Origin of the sequence: Peribacillus sp. RS7, from assembly GCF_041956845.1 — a bacterium.
Taxonomy (GTDB): Bacteria; Bacillota; Bacilli; order Bacillales; family DSM-1321; genus Peribacillus.
Window position 1 is genome coordinate 364562 of sequence record NZ_CP168135.1, and the last position, 17158, is coordinate 381719.

The 17158-nt window shown below is 43.4% G+C and carries 16 protein-coding genes; 2 read left to right on the top strand and 14 right to left on the bottom strand.

The annotated features are described in order from the left end of the window. Positions 1-10: 10 nt before the first annotated feature. From ACDZ29_RS01945 to ACDZ29_RS01965, 5 genes are all read right to left on the bottom strand, one after another. The gene (locus ACDZ29_RS01945; RefSeq protein ID WP_289325891.1) at positions 11-2209 is read right to left on the bottom strand and encodes a bifunctional (p)ppGpp synthetase/guanosine-3',5'-bis(diphosphate) 3'-pyrophosphohydrolase; all 2199 of its coding nucleotides are present in this window, start codon (positions 2207-2209) and stop codon (positions 11-13) included. 315 nt (positions 2210-2524) lie between these two features. Then, positions 2525-3037: an adenine phosphoribosyltransferase gene (locus ACDZ29_RS01950; RefSeq protein ID WP_061464220.1), complete on the bottom strand. Its 513-nt coding sequence runs from the start codon at positions 3035-3037 to the stop codon at positions 2525-2527. Next, the gene (recJ, locus tag ACDZ29_RS01955) at positions 3028-5403 is read right to left on the bottom strand and encodes a single-stranded-DNA-specific exonuclease RecJ (protein ID WP_289325892.1); all 2376 of its coding nucleotides are present in this window, start codon (positions 5401-5403) and stop codon (positions 3028-3030) included. Before recJ ends, ACDZ29_RS01950 begins: the two co-directional genes overlap by 10 nt. Before the next feature lie 144 nt (positions 5404-5547). Further along, the gene (gene secDF / locus ACDZ29_RS01960) at positions 5548-7809 is read right to left on the bottom strand and encodes a protein translocase subunit SecDF (protein ID WP_375089677.1); all 2262 of its coding nucleotides are present in this window, start codon (positions 7807-7809) and stop codon (positions 5548-5550) included. Positions 7810-7996: 187 nt separating this feature from the next. Then, positions 7997-8302 (bottom strand): post-transcriptional regulator, encoded by a 306-nt coding sequence (locus tag ACDZ29_RS01965; protein WP_289315508.1) that lies wholly within the window; start codon positions 8300-8302, stop codon positions 7997-7999. 170 nt (positions 8303-8472) lie between these two features. Here ACDZ29_RS01965 and spoVB point away from each other — a divergent pair, with 170 nt between their 5' ends. Next, positions 8473-10035 (top strand): stage V sporulation protein B, encoded by a 1563-nt coding sequence (gene spoVB, locus ACDZ29_RS01970; RefSeq protein WP_375089680.1) that lies wholly within the window; start codon positions 8473-8475, stop codon positions 10033-10035. A gap of 30 nt (positions 10036-10065) precedes the next feature. Here the strand turns inward: spoVB and ACDZ29_RS01975 are convergent, their stop codons facing one another. Continuing rightward, on the bottom strand, positions 10066-10746 hold the full coding sequence (locus ACDZ29_RS01975) for a DUF421 domain-containing protein (protein WP_289325895.1): 681 nt from the start codon (positions 10744-10746) through the stop codon (positions 10066-10068). A gap of 171 nt (positions 10747-10917) precedes the next feature. On the opposite strand from ACDZ29_RS01975, the gene ACDZ29_RS01980 reads away from it, so the two are divergent. Beyond that, positions 10918-11289 (top strand): TIGR04086 family membrane protein, encoded by a 372-nt coding sequence (locus ACDZ29_RS01980; RefSeq protein ID WP_061464226.1) that lies wholly within the window; start codon positions 10918-10920, stop codon positions 11287-11289. Between the two features lie 46 nt (positions 11290-11335). Here the strand turns inward: ACDZ29_RS01980 and yajC are convergent, their stop codons facing one another. The 8 genes from yajC to ACDZ29_RS02020 all read right to left on the bottom strand — a co-directional run bounded on the left by yajC (position 11336) and on the right by ACDZ29_RS02020 (position 17128). Next, positions 11336-11620 (bottom strand): preprotein translocase subunit YajC, encoded by a 285-nt coding sequence (yajC, locus tag ACDZ29_RS01985; protein ID WP_289325896.1) that lies wholly within the window; start codon positions 11618-11620, stop codon positions 11336-11338. A 42-nt stretch (positions 11621-11662) separates the two neighbouring features. Next, entirely contained in the window at positions 11663-12802 is a 1140-nt protein-coding gene (tgt, locus tag ACDZ29_RS01990; protein WP_289315503.1) for a tRNA guanosine(34) transglycosylase Tgt, read from the bottom strand. 36 nt (positions 12803-12838) lie between these two features. Further along, entirely contained in the window at positions 12839-13867 is a 1029-nt protein-coding gene (gene queA / locus ACDZ29_RS01995) for a tRNA preQ1(34) S-adenosylmethionine ribosyltransferase-isomerase QueA (protein ID WP_289315502.1), read from the bottom strand. Positions 13868-13905: 38 nt separating this feature from the next. After that, complete coding sequence (locus ACDZ29_RS02000; RefSeq protein ID WP_375089683.1) at positions 13906-14112, bottom strand: DUF2905 domain-containing protein; 207 nt, start codon at positions 14110-14112, stop codon at positions 13906-13908. Continuing rightward, positions 14109-15107, bottom strand: coding sequence for a Holliday junction branch migration DNA helicase RuvB (gene ruvB, locus ACDZ29_RS02005; RefSeq protein ID WP_289315500.1), 999 nt, complete (start codon positions 15105-15107; stop codon positions 14109-14111). Before ruvB ends, ACDZ29_RS02000 begins: the two co-directional genes overlap by 4 nt. An 11-nt stretch (positions 15108-15118) precedes the next feature. Next, positions 15119-15733 carry a Holliday junction branch migration protein RuvA gene (ruvA, locus tag ACDZ29_RS02010; protein ID WP_289325897.1) on the bottom strand — a complete coding sequence of 205 codons (615 nt, stop codon included), beginning with the start codon at positions 15731-15733 and terminating at the stop codon, positions 15119-15121. Positions 15734-15911: 178 nt separating this feature from the next. Next, positions 15912-16421: an intercompartmental signaling factor BofC gene (locus ACDZ29_RS02015; protein ID WP_289315498.1), complete on the bottom strand. Its 510-nt coding sequence runs from the start codon at positions 16419-16421 to the stop codon at positions 15912-15914. Positions 16422-16522: 101 nt separating this feature from the next. Continuing rightward, positions 16523-17128 (bottom strand): YhcN/YlaJ family sporulation lipoprotein, encoded by a 606-nt coding sequence (locus tag ACDZ29_RS02020; protein WP_375089685.1) that lies wholly within the window; start codon positions 17126-17128, stop codon positions 16523-16525. Positions 17129-17158 lie beyond the last annotated feature (30 nt).

Sequence of the window (17158 nt, forward strand, 5' to 3'; positions counted from 1 at the left end):
TAAAAACTCCTTAGTTCATTATCCTTCTGACGGAATAAACATCTGAAATTTGTTTTATACGGTCGACGACCTTTTGTAAATGGGCAATGTTATGAATGTAAATCGACATGTGAATGGTCGCAACCTTATTCCTGTCGGATTTACCAGAGACCGCTGAAATGTTGGTCTTGGTTTCATTGACTGCCTGCAGCACTTCGTTTAATAAGCCACGACGGTCATACCCGCTGATTTCAATTTCAACGATGTATTCCTTGCGTTCATTAATTGTACTTTCCCATTCAACCGGTACCAGGCGATGATCGGAATCCCCGCTTTCCAGGTTCGGGCAGTCTTGTCTATGGACTGAAACTCCACGGCCTTTGGTTATATAACCAACGATTTCATCTCCAGGAACTGGGTTACAACAGCGTGATAAACGGATAAGCAGGTTATCAATCCCCGGCACCTGTACACCTGAGTCACGTTTTTTAGTTGAATTGGAGAAGGTTTTCAGATCGGCTACCGCTTCTGAAATATCTGCTTCCTGCTCGACCATTTTCTGCTTTCGCCATTTTTCGGTAAGGCGGTTAGCTACCTGAAGGGCAGTTATTCCGTTATACCCGACTGCTGCATACATATCTTCTTCATTCAGGAAGTTGAATTTATCTGCAACACGCCTGATGTTCTCGGGAGTCAGGATTTCCTTCAGGTCGAACTCCATATCCTTGATTTCTTTTTCAACAAGCTCTTTGCCTTTTTCGATATTTTCTTCCCGGCGCTGCTTTTTGAAAAATTGGCGGATTTTATTTTTAGCTTGAGATGTTTGCGTGAGTTTTAGCCAGTCCTGACTTGGACCATATGAATGCTTCGATGTTAAGATTTCAATGATGTCGCCTGTTTTCAGTTTATAATCCAGCGGTACCATTTTCCCGTTCACTTTGGCACCAATCGTTTTGTTTCCAATTTCCGAATGGATCCGGTAAGCGAAATCAATCGGGTTGGAACCTGATGGGAGTTCGATGACATCGCCTTTAGGTGTGAAAATGAATACCATATCAGAAAAAAGATCTATTTTAAGGGATTCCATGAATTCCTCGGCATTAGTCGCGTCATCCTGGAATTCAAGAATTTCCCGGAACCAAGTCAATTTTTCTTCTAATGAAGGCTGTTCACCGACATCTTTTCCTTCTTTATAAGCCCAGTGCGCGGCAACCCCGAACTCGGCAATGCGATGCATATCGGAAGTACGGATCTGCACTTCGAGCGGATCGCCTTTCGGACCGATTACCGTCGTATGGAGCGATTGATACATATTCGGCTTCGGCATCGCGATATAGTCTTTAAATCGGCCAGGCATCGGCTTCCAGCATGTGTGGATGATCCCTAAAACCGCATAGCAATCTTTTATGCTATTGACGACGATCCGAACTGCAAGCAAATCATAAATTTCACTGAACTGCTTATTCTGCAAAGCCATTTTGCGATAAATGCTGTATATATGTTTCGGCCTTCCGGAAAGGTCAGCCTTAATGTTGACTTCCTCAACGTTTTTCCGCACTTCATCAATGACTTCTTCCAGATACTCTTCACGTTCTGCACGCTTTTTCTTCATCAAGTTAACGATTCGGTAATACTGCTGAGGATTCAAATACCTTAGTGCAGTATCTTCAAGTTCCCATTTAATCGTGCTGATACCAAGACGATGGGCAAGCGGTGCAAAGATTTCCAACGTCTCGTTCGATATCCTTCTCTGCTTCTCCTGCGGCAGATGCTTCAATGTCCGCATATTGTGCAGTCTGTCGGCAAGCTTTATCAAGATTACCCGGATATCCTGGGCCATCGCCACGAACATTTTCCGATGGTTTTCCGCCTGCTGCTCTTGCTGTGATTTATACTTGATTTTCCCTAATTTAGTCACGCCATCCACGAGCATGGCGACTTCAGGACTGAAATTTTCTTCAATATCCTTCAGAGTGATCTCCGTATCTTCAACAACATCATGTAAAAAACCTGCCGCAATAGTTGCAGGGTCCATTTCAAGATCAGCCAGAATGCCCGCCACTTGAATCGGATGAATAATATACGGCTCTCCCGATTTACGGAATTGTTCTCGGTGAGCATATTCTGCATACTTAAACGCTCTATGAATAAATTCAGCTTCTTCCGGCTGAAGATATAAGCTGGCACGTTCTACAACCTGCTCGGCAGTCAATATTTGATCATTAGCCATTTAATCACCTTAACCCCACTTTAACTGCCACCGGTATGATCCGGATTGAGTATGATTGGTAGCACTTCCCTTTATTCTGCAAAACGTGACAATTTTTGCGAAAAAAAATAAATCCGCTTAAACGGATACAAGTGCAAATAAACTTATTAGCAGAAAAACTCTTTATTATTACTATTATCGAAAAAAAAGGCAAGGATGTAAAGGGTTAAACGTGTATTTTATAAAGAATAATGCATTTTTTCACTGGAAATTCGACAAAATCCAGTTAAAACGAGTAAAACAGAAAGAGCACCCTGGTCAGAGTGCTCTTCTTTATTAAAAGCTCATTAATGTCAAGACATCATAGCCGTCTAATTTATCTTTACCATCCAAGTCCGTCAATTCAATAAGGAATGCAATCCCGGCTACAATTCCGCCAAGCTGTTCAACCAATTTGATCGTCGCTTCGATTGTTCCGCCAGTAGCAAGTAAATCGTCCGTAATCAGGATACGCTGTCCCGGTTTGATGGCATCTTTATGGATCGTCAAAACATCCTTGCCATATTCTAATCCATATTCGACTTTTATCGTTTCACGTGGAAGTTTTCCTTCTTTTCTCACTGGCGCAAAGCCGACTTCCAATGAGTATGCGACTGGACATCCGATAATGAATCCGCGTGCTTCCGGTCCGACCACTAAATCGATATTTTTATCGCGAGCGTACTCGACGATTTGGTCTGTTGCGTATTTATAAGCTGCGCCGTTATCCATTAATGTTGTAATATCTTTGAAGACAATACCAGGTTTTGGCCAGTCTTGCACAATTGTTACATATTGCTTTAAATCCATTGCTTTGTTTCCTCCTCAAGGTCTGTTGCCTCATGGACTAAATAATGATTGAACCAATCGAATAATTGCTGATAGGAAGAATAAACTAGCTCTTGTTCAAGCTCAAATTGCTCTTTCTTTCTTATATACGATTCAGATTCACTGAGATCGCGTTTTTTCGCATTGGTTGTAAGCATAATTAACCCATTCTCTATTGTAACAAAATCAAGCTCAAAAAACACCTTAGAAATGAAATCCACGGTATCCCTTGACCAGCCGCGGTATTTGGCAAGGTCATCACCATATCTTTTCACATCGAGCGGACCCTTTTTGGCAAGGAAGGCGTAAAACCATTTAAAATGGTCCCTTGTTGGCATCGTACTTAAGAAATGGTCCTGTTCATGTGAAAGGTGAGCGTAGATACGCGATGGATTCTTATTGGCAATGACCCGTTTCAAATATTCCCTTAACGGTGGCATGTCCATAAAAACCACATGTCCTTCTAGGCAGTCGAGCTGATCTGCATCCTGTTCATTCTTGATATGAACAAGATCCGGATGGTTTCGTAAAAAGGGATATCTGCTATAAATATCTTCCGAGAAAATGACGATTTTCCGGTTTTGTGCCGGAATGTCGGCAAGCCACTTCTCTGCCTGGCCCTTGCCGCGGTAATCGAATAACTGCCAATGGTTCACCGAGACATCCTGGACAAAGATCTGGGGCTTTTTCATATTATTCCACTCATTGATGGAAAGCTCTCCAATCACCGAGACTTCAGCGTGCGGCGCTAATTCATCCACAAAATGACCGAGACCGAAGCCTACGCCATCAAGTTTATGATTTTCACCATCTTCCAGCTGGACCTTCAAGTGATTTTGGTTGGCACCAATTTTACGGGCGCTTGAAAGTTGTACGGAATCTATCAAAATCTTCGGCTTAGGATTCGTAACCCCGAATGGCGCTAGCAGGCTCATCTCCTGAATCGTTTGAACGGAAACTTCAGCTAAAGTCGTAGCACCGTCCAAATTTGTAATGGGTGTGAAGTCCTCTTCATTCAGTTGTTCCTTCGCAATCAAGTTCATGCGGTCCCTAAGCTCCTGAACATCTTCAATTTTCAATGTCATTCCAGCAGCCATAGGATGGCCACCAAAATGAGGCAGTAATTCACGGCAGGTGGACAGACTTTCAAAAAGATCGAAACCGGCGATACTCCGAGCAGAACCTTTAGCGTATCCCTTTTCCCGGTCATAGCTCAATACAATCGTGGGCCGGTAAAAGCGTTCAACCAGTTTAGAGGCCACAATCCCCACAACACCGGCGTTCCAGCCTTCCCTGCCAATGATGAGCACACCATTCGACTCCGGCGGGAAGTTTTCCTCAACTTCAGAAATCGCTTCTTCCGCCATCTCTGCAACCATAGCCTGTCGCTCTTTATTGATATCATTGATTTCATTGGCGAGTTCCGTCGCTTCTTCCAGGCTTTCAGACATCAATAAATCCACAGCGGGGTCGGCATCTCCAAGACGTCCGACAGCATTGATCCGTGGTGCCATCGCAAAACCGATCGATTCTTCATTCAATGCTTCCTGCTGAACATTCGCCACTTTCATTAATGCAACAAGTCCAGGACGGCGGGTCAAACGTAACTGCTCGATGCCTTTTGCAGCAATGACGCGGTTTTCCCCTTGTAAAGGCACTAAATCCGCTATGGTGCCAATTGCCGCTATTTCAAGTAAATCCTCAGGCAATTCTCCAAGCAAGGCGTGTGCCAGCTTAAAAGCGACCCCTACACCCGCAAGGTCTTTAAATGGATAGGAACTGCCCTCAAGTTTAGGATGGATGATTGCCAATGCTTCAGGCAATTCCGGTCCCGGTTCATGGTGGTCGGTCAAAATATAATCCATTCCAAGCTCTCCGGCAAGCTTCGCTTCATCGATTGCAGAAATTCCTGTATCGACGGTTATCAATACCTTCACCCCTTGCTCAGCTGCAAGGCGGAACGCCATTGGATTCGGTCCATACCCCTCTGTAAACCGATTCGGGATATAAAAATCCACATCGGCTCCCAATCTCGTTAGTGCCGTCATCATCACTGTGGTCGATGTCACGCCATCCGCGTCATAATCACCGAATATACGTATTTTTTCTCCATTTTGAATGGCTTCTCTTATTCTATATACTGCTTTATCCATATCTTTCAATAAAAATGGATCATGAAAAGTTTGATTTTTTACAAATAAAAATGATCGGGCACTTTCAATCGTATCCAGGCCTCGATTCACAAGCAACGCTGCAACCAAAGGTGTGATATGGAGCTCTTCAGCTAGTGCAGCAACTTTGTTTTCATCGGCAGTTCGCAGGTTCCACCGAGTTTTTGGCTTTAACATTAATTCACCCCTCAACTTACTCATTATACAAAACGGCAATAACGGTTTCAATTTATTTTAAACTCAAAAATGGCTGTAATTCCCTATTCAACAAGTTAGTCTCACAAAAAGAAGGCTGGCATCATGCCAGCCCCCTCTCTCCTATTAAACTTGTCCTTCAAGACTTTGTTTCTTCTCTTTTGCGGTATTCAGCGGACCTTTCTTCTTCAATTCCCTGATTTTCAAATCAAGCCAGAATTGGGAAGCGATCAATAGTGATGAATACACGCCGCATATTAAACCGATAAACAGTGCAATCGAGAAGTTTCGGATAGCTTCACTGCCGAATATCGCCAACGCGATAACCGTAATGAGAACGGTCAGTACTGTGTTAATGGATCTCGTCAAAGTTTGCCTGATACTGATGTTTACAATGTTCTCAAGCTCTTCGACGGTTTTGACTTTACGACTGAAGCGTAAGTTTTCACGAATGCGGTCAAAGGTTACGATCGTATCATTGATCGAATAACCGACGATCGTCAGAACCGCAGCAATGAAGGTGATATCCACTTCAAGCCGAAGTAAGCTGAAAACCGTTATGATGAAGAATGCGTCATGTATTAGCGCTACGACGGCCGGTACAGCCATTCGCCATTCAAATCGTATCGATACATACAATATGATTCCGATTGATGCAATCGCTAACGCAAACATGGCATTTTTCGCAAGTTCTTTCCCGACTGTCGGCGAAACTGTGCTGACATTCGGTTCTGCTCCGTAATCCTTCTTGAAGTGGTCCTTCAATTCAGCGATTTCCTGTTTATCAAGGACACCGACTGTCCGAACGACAGCGTTTTTATTTTCTTTTCCAGCGAGCCTGACATCCTTGATGTCCTTTTCGTCAATACCGACCTTGCTCATTTCGGTTTTGACTTGCTGAGTCGTCAAGACATCTTTGGACGCAATCTCAATTCTGGTACCGCTCGTGAAATCAATCCCAAGATTCAATCTGAAGACGAGCAGGAAAATGATCCCGATAATCGTGACACCGATTGAAATGCCATAAAAAACTTTCCGATGTTTGACGAAATCGATTTTATCAAAGCGTGTTGGCAATGACATTAATTCAATTTTCTCGGATAAATCGTGAATGTATTTCTTTTTCACGCCAAACCATGTTGTACGTTTGTCCAGGAACCCGCTATTCACCCACAGGCTCATGAAAAGACGTGTACCATAGACGGCTGTAATGAAACTCATTAAAATCGAAATGATCAAAGTTGTTGCAAACCCTTTAACCGAGCTTGTTCCATAATAGAACAGAACGGCTGCAGCCAGCAAGGTCGTTAAGTTCGCATCCGTGATCGTAGCAAGAGAATTTTTCGTACCTTCTTTATATGCTGCTTTAACTGAACGGCCAAGTTTCAGCTCATCCCTGATTCGCTCGTAGGTTATGATGTTGGCATCGACAGCCATCCCGACCCCGAGTACCAATGCTGCAATACCAGGCAGCGTAAGGACCGCATTCATCCAATCGAACACTAATAGCGTCAAGAAAATGTATATGCTTAAAGTGACGACTGCAATGAATCCCGGGAAGCGGTAATACACAAGCATGAAAATAAAAACAAGTGCAATTCCGATGATTCCCGCAAAAATAGTATCATTCAGCGCACCCGCGCCAAATTGGGCACCTACAGAAGTGGAGTACTTTTCTTTTAAATCTACAGGCAGGGCACCCGCATCCAGAAGGGCTGCAAGCTCTTTCGCTTCTTCCACCGTGAATTGACCGGTAATATATACCTTCTTCGTATTGAAAACTTCACTGACAGCTGGAGCTGAAATCATATTGTCCTGTGAAGCTTTATCTTTAATGGAATCTTTTCCTTCTTCGAAATCCAACCAGATTGCAAGGACATTAGTCGGACTTTCCATCGAGGAAATTTTTTGGGTGATATCCTTAAATTTATTCACATCTTTCAATGTGACTTCGACAACCGGTTTATTATCTTGGAACGTTTGTTTCGCGCCGCCTTCTTTCAGGTCAGCACCGGTCATCATTTCCTTATCGTTATAATCACGGAAGGATAATTTAGCTTGTGTCGAAAGGATTTCCCGAGCGTTGTTTTGGTCTTTGACTCCAGCCAATTGAACGCGGATCCGGTCTTTCCCTTCGATTTGAATGTTAGGTTCGCTAACGCCCAAAACATTGACACGCCGCTCAAGCGAGCTTACTGTAGCCCGTAAAACATCCGGGGTGATCTTTTCCCCAGACAGCGGTTTTACTTCATATAACACTTCAAAGCCGCCTTGAAGATCAAGACCCAGCTTGATATCCTTTAGGATTCCTTTTGAAGTCGATCCCATCGCTGCGAAAATCAAAAGTGCAATTAGAAAAAACGCAACGATCCTGCCTCTTTTTACCATTATGTAGTAGGCCCCTTTCTATAATACGCCTGTTCCTGAAGTTTAAAAAAAGTTTATATGATAACTGCATACCCTTTGCTTCTTGAGAAAAAAAGACACAGCTTCCCATGCTTTTTCCCAAAAAAAGCATTACCATATCCATTATGAGTCATATACAAACAGCTGTCAATTTAAGTATATCTTTGCATCATTCTTTTAAAAGTTCCTTCAGTTCCTCTTCAGAAAGCGGCTCAAATAGGTTTGGTGATTTATAAGCTTCGACCATTTGGAAAGTCATGAACTGGTTGCTCGAAAATGTCACGATATCTGCGACAAGTTCATGAAGGTGAATGTTTTCCTGCGGACGCTTCCATTTATTTTTGGTCAAGGTTCCCCATATGTCTTCCTCTGTTACGGCATTCAATCCGACCATTTCGAATTCCTCACGCTTGCTCTTCAAAAATGGGCGTACCTTTAGATAATACCTTTGATAGGGATGATTCTTTTTCGCCATCACTTTGCCTCCAGTAAAAATGATTCTCAAATGAATGCGCATTTTCTTAGAAGAGTTTCAATCATTTGTTAGAACGCAAACAAACACTTTTGTCATGCTTTGTCCAAGTACAAGCATATAGATAATTGTATAGCATAACCGCTTTTTTGAGAAGGAAGGAAGGGAGTTCAATGTCCAAATTTTTAAAAGGGACGCTGATTTTATTAGTCGCAAGCCTGATAACAAGGGTTCTTGGTTTCATTAACCGCATTGTCATCGCCCGCTTCATCGGCGAAGAAGGCGTTGGTTTATATATGATGGCTTTACCGACCCTATTTCTCGTCGTAAACATTACCCAGTTAGGCCTGCCTATCGCCATTTCCAAATACGTGGCAGAGGCAAATGCCAGAGGTGATGAACGGAAAATCAAGAAAATCCTTGTCGTCTCTTTGGCCTGCACCTTTACGCTATCGATGATTTTCACTCCCGCAATGCTGCTTTTCGCGCCGGTGCTCTCAGAATATCTATTCACTGACAAACGGACGGTATGGCCGCTCATGGCGATTGCTCCTATCGTACCGATCATAGCCATTTCATCCGTACTGCGCGGTTATTTCCAAGGCAAGCAAAATATGAAGCCCTTCGCTTTCTCACAAGTTATCGAGCAGGTGGCACGAATCACGTTCATAGCCGTCCTGACGAAGGCCTTTTTACCATATGGAATCGAATACGCTGCTGCCGGGGCGATGTTCGCTTCTATTATTGGTGAGCTTGTATCTCTCTTCTACTTATTGACTAGTTTTAAGTTAAAGAAACATTTTAAGTTCCGGAAAGGTTTCTTCAAGAATGTCAAATCCGGAAAAGGAACGTTCACCGAATTGATGGGGATCGCCCTTCCATCCACCGGAAGCAGGATGATTGGATCGGTTTCGTGGTTTTTCGAACCGATAGTGGTCGCCCAGAGTTTGGCAATCGCCGGCGTCACCGCGGCTGCAGCCACCAGTCAATACGGGGAGTTAACAGGATACGCACTGCCTTTACTCATGCTTCCGTCATTCGTTACATCCTCGTTGGCGACGGCCCTTGTCCCGGCAGTGAGCGAAGCCCGTACGACCGGAAATTTTTTACTCGTTGAACATAGGCTTCAACAGGCCTTGAAAATCACCTTTATCACAGGCTGTTTAGCTATCGTCATTCTGTTTATCTTTGCCGAACCGATTTTACAAGTCATGTATGGCTCTTCGCATGCTGCTGTTTTCATTAAATTCCTGGCACCTTTTTTCATCCTTTATTACTTTCAATATCCGCTGCAATCCATGCTGCAAGCACTGGATCTTGCAAAGGCCGCAATGTTCAACAGCCTGGCTGGGAACATCCTTAAAATCGGTGTGATCTGGCTGCTGGCGTCAAAGGAAAGCTTCGGGATCATGGGAGCCGCAATCGGGATAGCAGTCGGTACAATGCTCGTTACCTTCCTGCATTTTTCAACCGTGCTGAAGGTCGTCCCTTTCACGCTTCATTTCCGGAGCTATATGTCAGCTTTGGTCCTTGCTTTAATTTCCGGATGGGGCGGTTATTACCTTTATCAATTCCCGCTCTCCTCACAGCCTCTTGGCATACGGCTTTTGCTTTCCGTGACGGTCGTTATCCTGCTGTTCACATTTTTCCTGCTCATGACCGGCAGCATAAAAAAAGCGGATCTAATCCGGATTCCTGTAGTTGGCGGCTTTTTATCAAAGTTTGCTTGGAAATAAAATGAACCGAAGCATTTAAAAAGACTTCGGTCAATTCTTCGTTTCATTTTTATCGATGTAAAATCGACCATCTATGTACCCACAAATCGAAATCTCTTTAATCTTCGTTTCTCCCATTTTTTTCAACTGGTGCCGGAGCCAAAAGTGATTTTTGCCGATTTTATCGAGATTTTTCTCCTGTATCTCTCCGTCGATTATAAGGGGATAGGGTGTTTGCTTCGTATTGGAACCTTTGCTTTGGGTATTTTTGATAACCGACAGCTTCCCTGAAGATTCGAGGATTGCGAATTGTATATCATTTAAATCATTAATCCCCTGTTCACGCAGCTGGGTCAATAAATCATCGAAATTATATCGTTGCTTACGCATCGCTTTTTCATCTATTTTCCCTTGGTTGATGATAATTTGAGGTGTACCGTCCACGATGTTTCGAAATCTTATGCTTTTCAATGAAATGTAGGCCATGATTATTTGGATGAAAGCAAGCACGAACATGGGAATGATTTGTCTGAAAAATGGTTTATCCAAATCTTCAAAGGATAGGACGGCAATGTCTCCTATCATGATGGATACCACTAAATCAAGTATGCTCAGTTCCCCAACTTCCCGTTTACCCATCATTCGGAAAAGTAATAAGATGACTAGATAGATCACTGTTGTCCTAAAAATAATAGCCATGATATCCACTTCAATACCACATCCTTCATCCATAGCATGGCTTGGGAATTGAAAAATTACTCCATAATCTTTTCTAATTTTACTTGGAAGCTTCTTAAACCTGGTCTAAAGGTTCCATGCGGGGAATATGCTTGTACAAACACATAAACAGGCTAAAACGTATCAGCCTTGTAAAAAGGAGGAATACCCATCGAAACTAAAAAAATGAGTGTCGCCGTAATTTATGGCGTAGGCTCCATCTTTGCCATAGCGATGATTGCAAGTTTAATCGTTTCCATCCTTCTACGTTTCACTTCACTGACGGAATCATCCCTGACATACGTGATCATGATCGTGTCCTTTTTATCACTCTTCATTGGTGGATTCATCTCAGGAGGCAAAGGGAAAAAGCAAGGACTATTCTTAGGCGGTAGTACAGGGCTGCTTTATCTGTTGGTCGTGTTCCTTTTTCAATATTTAGGTCACGATGCGCTCTTCACCATCAAGCAATGGATATACTATGGCTGTTTTGTCATTACGGCCATGATGGGTGGCGTGCTTGGGGTCAACATGAGTTCCGAATCACGTACCAATTAAAAAAGCACAGCAAAAAACCGGGCACATGGCCCGGTTTTCGTTTGTCTTATAAAGTTGCTTCTTTATTTGGTGCGCTTTCCTTAATTTCACGGATTGCCGCACGGTCGAAAGTTAGTTTTGTACCGTCTGGTGATTTAATGACGATTTGCAATTCATCAATCGCATCGATTGTTCCGTGCATGCCGCCGATAGTAGCAACTTTATCACCTTTTTTCAAACTGCTCTGCATGTTTTGCGTAGCCTTTTGGCGTTTTTGCTGCGGACGGATCAATAAGAAATAGAACAATACGAACATTAAGATCAACGGAAGTATTTGTGTTAAAGAACCCATTTGTATAATTCACTCCTTTCGTACATTAAAATATTTATGGAATTAGAAGTTTCTCGCATTAGGTTCATTGAAACCATATTGCTCAAAAAACTCTTCCCTAAAGTCTCCAAGACGATCTTCTCGAATAGCTTGTCTGACCTGTTCCATCAAGTTTAACAGAAAATGAAGGTTATGATAAGTCGTAAGACGAATCCCAAAGGTTTCTTCACATTTAATCAAATGGCGGATATATGCCCGGCTATAATTCTTGCAAACATGGCAATCGCAATTTTCATCGATTGGACCAAAATCACGTGCATATTTCGCATTTTTCACAACCAGCCGCCCATTGCTCGTCATCAGCGTACCATTACGCGCAATTCGCGTCGGCAGTACACAGTCAAACATATCGACTCCGCGGAGTGCACCATCGATCAATGAATCCGGCGAACCGACTCCCATCAGGTAACGCGGTTTGTCAGTTGGCAGCAGCGGACTTGTAAACTCAAGAACGCGGTTCATGATATCCTTCGGTTCCCCTACGGATAATCCTCCAATAGCATAACCCGGGAAGTCAAGGGAGACAAGGTCTTTTGCACTTTGTTTGCGAAGATTTTCAAACTCCCCGCCTTGAACGATCCCGAACAGCCCTTGGTCATTTGGACGCTCATGGGCATTCAAACAGCGTTCTGCCCAGCGTGATGTCCGTTCAACCGACTTCTTCATATACTCTTCAGTCGCCGGAAATGGCGGACATTCATCGAATGCCATCATAATATCGGAGCCCAGTGCATTTTGTATTTCCATCGCTTTTTCCGGAGATAAAAATAATTTATCGCCATTCAGATGGTTTCTGAAATGTACGCCCTCTTCTTCAATTTTACGGAACTCGCTCAAACTGAAGACTTGAAAGCCGCCAGAGTCCGTCAAGATCGCCCGATCCCAGTTCATGAACTTATGCAATCCGCCAGCTTCCTTGATGATTTCATGCCCCGGACGCAGCCATAAGTGGTACGTATTGCTCAGGATGATGCCTGCCCCCATTTGTTTCAAATCTTCCGGGGACATCGTTTTGACAGTAGCCATCGTTCCAACCGGCATGAATGCCGGCGTGTCAAAAGAACCATGCGGCGTATGAACCCGGCCTAGCCGTGCCCCTGTCTGTTTACATGTTTTGATTAACTCATATCGTATTGCAGTCAACGCAATAACTCCCTTCAAGAGCTTCTCACTCTTATATTACTTAATTAACATTGCATCTCCAAAACTAAAGAACCTGTATTTTTCTTCCACGGCCGTTTCGTAGGCATGAAGGACATGCTCCCTGCCTGCAAGTGCAGAAATAAGCATGATTAAAGTCGATTTCGGTAAATGGAAGTTCGTTATCATCGCATCGATCCCTTTGAACTCATATCCAGGATAGATGAAGATGCTCGTCCAGCCATTCTCTTCCTTGAACACCCCATCATTACGGGAAGCAATCGTTTCCAATGTCCTTGTGGACGTTGTGCCGACCGTGATGATTTTCCCGCCTTTTTCTTTCACATCATTCAGTAACCTGGCTGTGCCTTCCGTCATTTGATAAAACTCTGAATGCATTTCGTGGCTGTCAATATCGTCGACACTGACTGGACGGAACGTACCAAGCCCTACATGAAGCGTGATGAAAGCGATGTGGACACCCATCCCTTTAAGTTTCTCGAGCAAATCCTCCGTAAAATGCAGGCCTGCGGTTGGTGCCGCTGCAGATCCCCGTTCACGTGCATATACCGTTTGATAACGGTCCTGATCGTCGAGTTGTTCCTTGATATATGGAGGTAATGGCATTTCGCCAAGCTTCTCTAGTATTTCATAAAATATGCCTTCATATTTAAATTCAAGGATTCGGCCTCCATGCTCAAGTACACCTGTACAGACGGCACTCAGCTTACCATCGCCAAAAATGATTGTCGAGCCTTCTCTAATCCGTTTGGCTGGCTTCACAAGCGTTTCCCATACATCATCATGCTCTTGCTTAAGCAGCAATACCTCGATTTTTGCACCTGTTTCTTCCTTACTGCCGTACAGTCGGGCAGGTAGCACCTTCGTATCATTCAAAACCAAGCAATCTCCCGGCTTGATATATTCCGTGATATGGCTGAATACATCATGCTGGAGCTTACCGGTTCCTTTATCCAACACCATCAATCTACTTGCTTCCCTATCCTCCAAAGGAACTTGGGCAATCAATTCCTCCGGTAAATGAAAATCAAACATATCCAATTTCATCTGTTCCACTTCCTAACCTGTCTTTCAAGCTGTAATATTTATTTAAAACGGCCGATCAAATAAAAAATGGCGGACAACACAACACTGACGATGATTGATGTGACGATAGGAAAGTAAAACGTCGTATTCCCCTTTTTCAGCAAAATATCTCCCGGCAGCTTGCCGAGATGAATGTATTTCATCGCAAAACCAAACACGAATATAATCACACCAAGCATCATAACCATTTTTGGTATATTCATCATTCGGGCATCTCCATACCGAAATGCTCATAAACCAGCTGTGTTGCCATCCGGCCTCTAGGGGTACGCTGAAGAAAACCGACTTGTAACAGATATGGTTCATACACATCTTCGATCGTATGTGCCTCTTCGCCAATCGTTGCAGCAATCGTTTCCAGACCCACGGGTCCACCACGGAATTTTTCAATGATCCCTTTAAGTAATTTATGGTCAATATGATCGAGTCCTAAACGGTCGACCTGCATTAATTCAAGCGCATAATCGGCAAGCTCGGCCGTTATCGTACCATCACCGCGTACCTGGGCGAAATCCCTGACCCTCCGTAATAGCCGATTAGCAATTCTCGGGGTGCCCCTTGACCTTCTAGCAAGTTCGCTAGCTGCTTGATCATCCATTTCCGTATCCATGATTCTTGATGTACGGATGATGATATCAGTCAAATGGTTTTCCGTATAATATTCAAGACGGCTCAAAACGCCAAAACGGTCCCTGAGCGGTGCAGACAGTGAGCCTGCACGTGTCGTGGCCCCCACGAGGGTGAACGGCGGCAAGTCGATTCTGATCGAACGGGCTTCCGGTCCCTTACCGACTACAATATCCAGACAGAAGTCTTCCATAGCCGGATATAGCACTTCTTCGACAACACGAGGAAGACGGTGAATCTCATCAATGAATAATACATCACCAGGTTCAAGTGCACTCAAAATGGCCGCCAGATCCCCCGGCCGCTCAATGGCGGGACCGGAAGTCGTGCGGATATTGACACCCATTTCATTGGCGATGATGACGGCAAGCGTCGTCTTTCCAAGACCGGGTGGTCCATATAATAGTACATGATCGAGCGTTTCTTCACGCATCCTTGCCGCTTCAATGTATACACTCAAATTCGCTTTAACTTTATCCTGTCCAATATATTGCTTTAAGTTTTGGGGCCGCAGGCTTTGTTCAAAGGATAGTTCGTTCAAATCGGCTTCCTGATTGAATATTCTCTCCTCCATTGCGCCACTCCTTATCTTAACATCATTTGCAATGCTTTCTTAATATATTGCTCGGTCGTCATATCTTCCGTCTGCAATTTCTTAGCAACCTTTTGGATTTCCTTTTCAGAATAACCAAGAGCCTTCAAGGCAAGAATGGCTTCATCCAATTCCTCCGAATAACCATTTGGACTGAGTGCAGCCGTGACGCCTTCGTTAAACAAGCTTGGAAAAGCATCCGGAATAATGTTCTCAAGTTTTCCTTTTAGATCGAGAATCATTTGCCGTGCCGTTTTCTTACCGACTCCCGGGAATTTCACCAAGAACGACTCATCTTCATTTTCGATTGCCTGCACTACCTGATCAACCTGTCCTGATGCTAATATGGCTAGTGCACCCTTCGGCCCGATTCCGGTTACATTCAATAGTTTTGTGAATAAGGCCTTTTCTTGACGAGTCTGGAAACCGTAAAATGCAGCCATATCCTCACGCACATAATGATACAAAAAAACTTGGATCTCTTTCTGGTATTGAGCGGAAAAAATAAAAGGATTCGGTGTCATCACTTGATATCCGATCCCCCCATTTTCCACAACTATGTATTCAGGTCCAATATAATCGACCTTGCCTTTTATATAATCATACAAATTAATTCTCTCCCTGATTTTGCTGTACCTCTCATTTTATCATAAAAAGGGAGCGTTGTTCATTAAAAGTTATTTAGTAATCGGCAAAGACTTTTCCGATGGACGATATCACGTTTCATTGCATTTGACGTTTATGGTATTCTGTTGAAAAACAAAAGAGGATGGGTGTCATCCCATCCTAATTTACCGAATATGGCTCATATTCTTTAATGAGCTGTTTATATTGGTCTTTATTCATGATCGGTATCCCTTTTTGCAGTTCCTCCTGCTTGTATACTTCAAGTTTACCAACGTCTATTTGGTAGAAAGTATGAATGATTTTGGCGTGCTCCGGCCTTCCTATAAAAATGGATAACGTACCATCTTCCCTCATCCCAAGGTATCCATTCGCTTTTAAAAGCGGAGATATGTCATTTTCTATTTTCTTAAGGACAATCTGCTCTTCATTTTGATCGACTACTTTCCATCCTTGATATTTTGACCAAAAGTCTTCCATCGACCAAATTTTTTCTGTCAATTTCTCCTCACTTAACTCGCCATCCAGATACATACGCTGAAGGATGACCTTCCTTTCAATTGGTTCATTTTCCTTTTGAACTGGTTCTTCAGCAAAAACGGTTAAGCAAAATGGCAATATGAATAGGATCATGAAAAATTGGATTCTTAGTTGATTAGTCAATTTACTCACCTCTTAAGGCGTTTACTTTTTAAATAGTTTGACCCCAAATAAGGATTATTAACCAGAAAAAAATCAAAAAGAGCTGACTCCTAATCGGGTCAGCTCACGAATTACTTTAAGTGGTCTTCGTGAATGTTAAGGTTATCGAACATGTCATTGGCATCCTGAATGATCATTTCCCTCGTATCGCCATCACGAAGATTGTTATCAAGTGTCATCGTCCTGAAATAGACACCTTCATCGGTGGTGACATGTATGGTCCGGCCATTAGAAAGGGGGCCGATTTCCTTCTTGATCCTTTCTTTGACACCTTTTGCTTGACTGTAGTCGTCAAGCAGCAAGGCAACCAGCATTTCGTCTTTCATGATGATTGTCCTGGCATCGGCGACCGACCCCACTTCATTGGCGACCCCATTAACTTTGTCAGCTAAAGTGCCTTCATAAGAATTATAATAAGATGATCGTGCCCTAAGCGGTTTACTTTCATGGCCATGGTAATTACGGTCACGTTCACTGTATGCATCATCTTTATCGTATAGACCTTGGGCCATATTCCGATAATTGATGTTTCGTACCAATACATCTTTTTCAGTTGAATGGTACCCTGTATCATTCGTGATATTTTCGTTCTCCGCTGTATCATTATTAGCACATCCAACCAAACTGACGGCGGCTAATACCGTGTAAAGCGGCAGTGCCCATTTTATTTTCTGCACCAATAACCCTCCCATTGCGATAGAATGAGC

What these genes read in the sequence shown, in the direction of transcription:
- ACDZ29_RS01945 (WP_289325891.1), bottom strand. Translation starts at nt 2,209, where the DNA reads ATGGCTAATGATCAAATATTGACTGCCGAGCAGGTTGTAGAACGTGCC.
- ACDZ29_RS01950 (WP_061464220.1), bottom strand. Translation starts at nt 3,037, where the DNA reads ATGGATTTAAAGCAATATGTAACAATTGTGCAAGACTGGCCAAAACCT.
- recJ (WP_289325892.1), bottom strand. Translation starts at nt 5,403, where the DNA reads ATGTTAAAGCCAAAAACTCGGTGGAACCTGCGAACTGCCGATGAAAAC.
- secDF (WP_375089677.1), bottom strand. Translation starts at nt 7,809, where the DNA reads ATGGTAAAAAGAGGCAGGATCGTTGCGTTTTTTCTAATTGCACTTTTG.
- ACDZ29_RS01965 (WP_289315508.1), bottom strand. Translation starts at nt 8,302, where the DNA reads ATGGCGAAAAAGAATCATCCCTATCAAAGGTATTATCTAAAGGTACGC.
- spoVB (WP_375089680.1), top strand. Translation starts at nt 8,473, where the DNA reads ATGTCCAAATTTTTAAAAGGGACGCTGATTTTATTAGTCGCAAGCCTG.
- ACDZ29_RS01975 (WP_289325895.1), bottom strand. Translation starts at nt 10,746, where the DNA reads ATGGATGAAGGATGTGGTATTGAAGTGGATATCATGGCTATTATTTTT.
- ACDZ29_RS01980 (WP_061464226.1), top strand. Translation starts at nt 10,918, where the DNA reads ATGAGTGTCGCCGTAATTTATGGCGTAGGCTCCATCTTTGCCATAGCG.
- yajC (WP_289325896.1), bottom strand. Translation starts at nt 11,620, where the DNA reads ATGGGTTCTTTAACACAAATACTTCCGTTGATCTTAATGTTCGTATTG.
- queA (WP_289315502.1), bottom strand. Translation starts at nt 13,867, where the DNA reads ATGAAATTGGATATGTTTGATTTTCATTTACCGGAGGAATTGATTGCC.
- ACDZ29_RS02000 (WP_375089683.1), bottom strand. Translation starts at nt 14,112, where the DNA reads ATGATGAATATACCAAAAATGGTTATGATGCTTGGTGTGATTATATTC.
- ruvB (WP_289315500.1), bottom strand. Translation starts at nt 15,107, where the DNA reads ATGGAGGAGAGAATATTCAATCAGGAAGCCGATTTGAACGAACTATCC.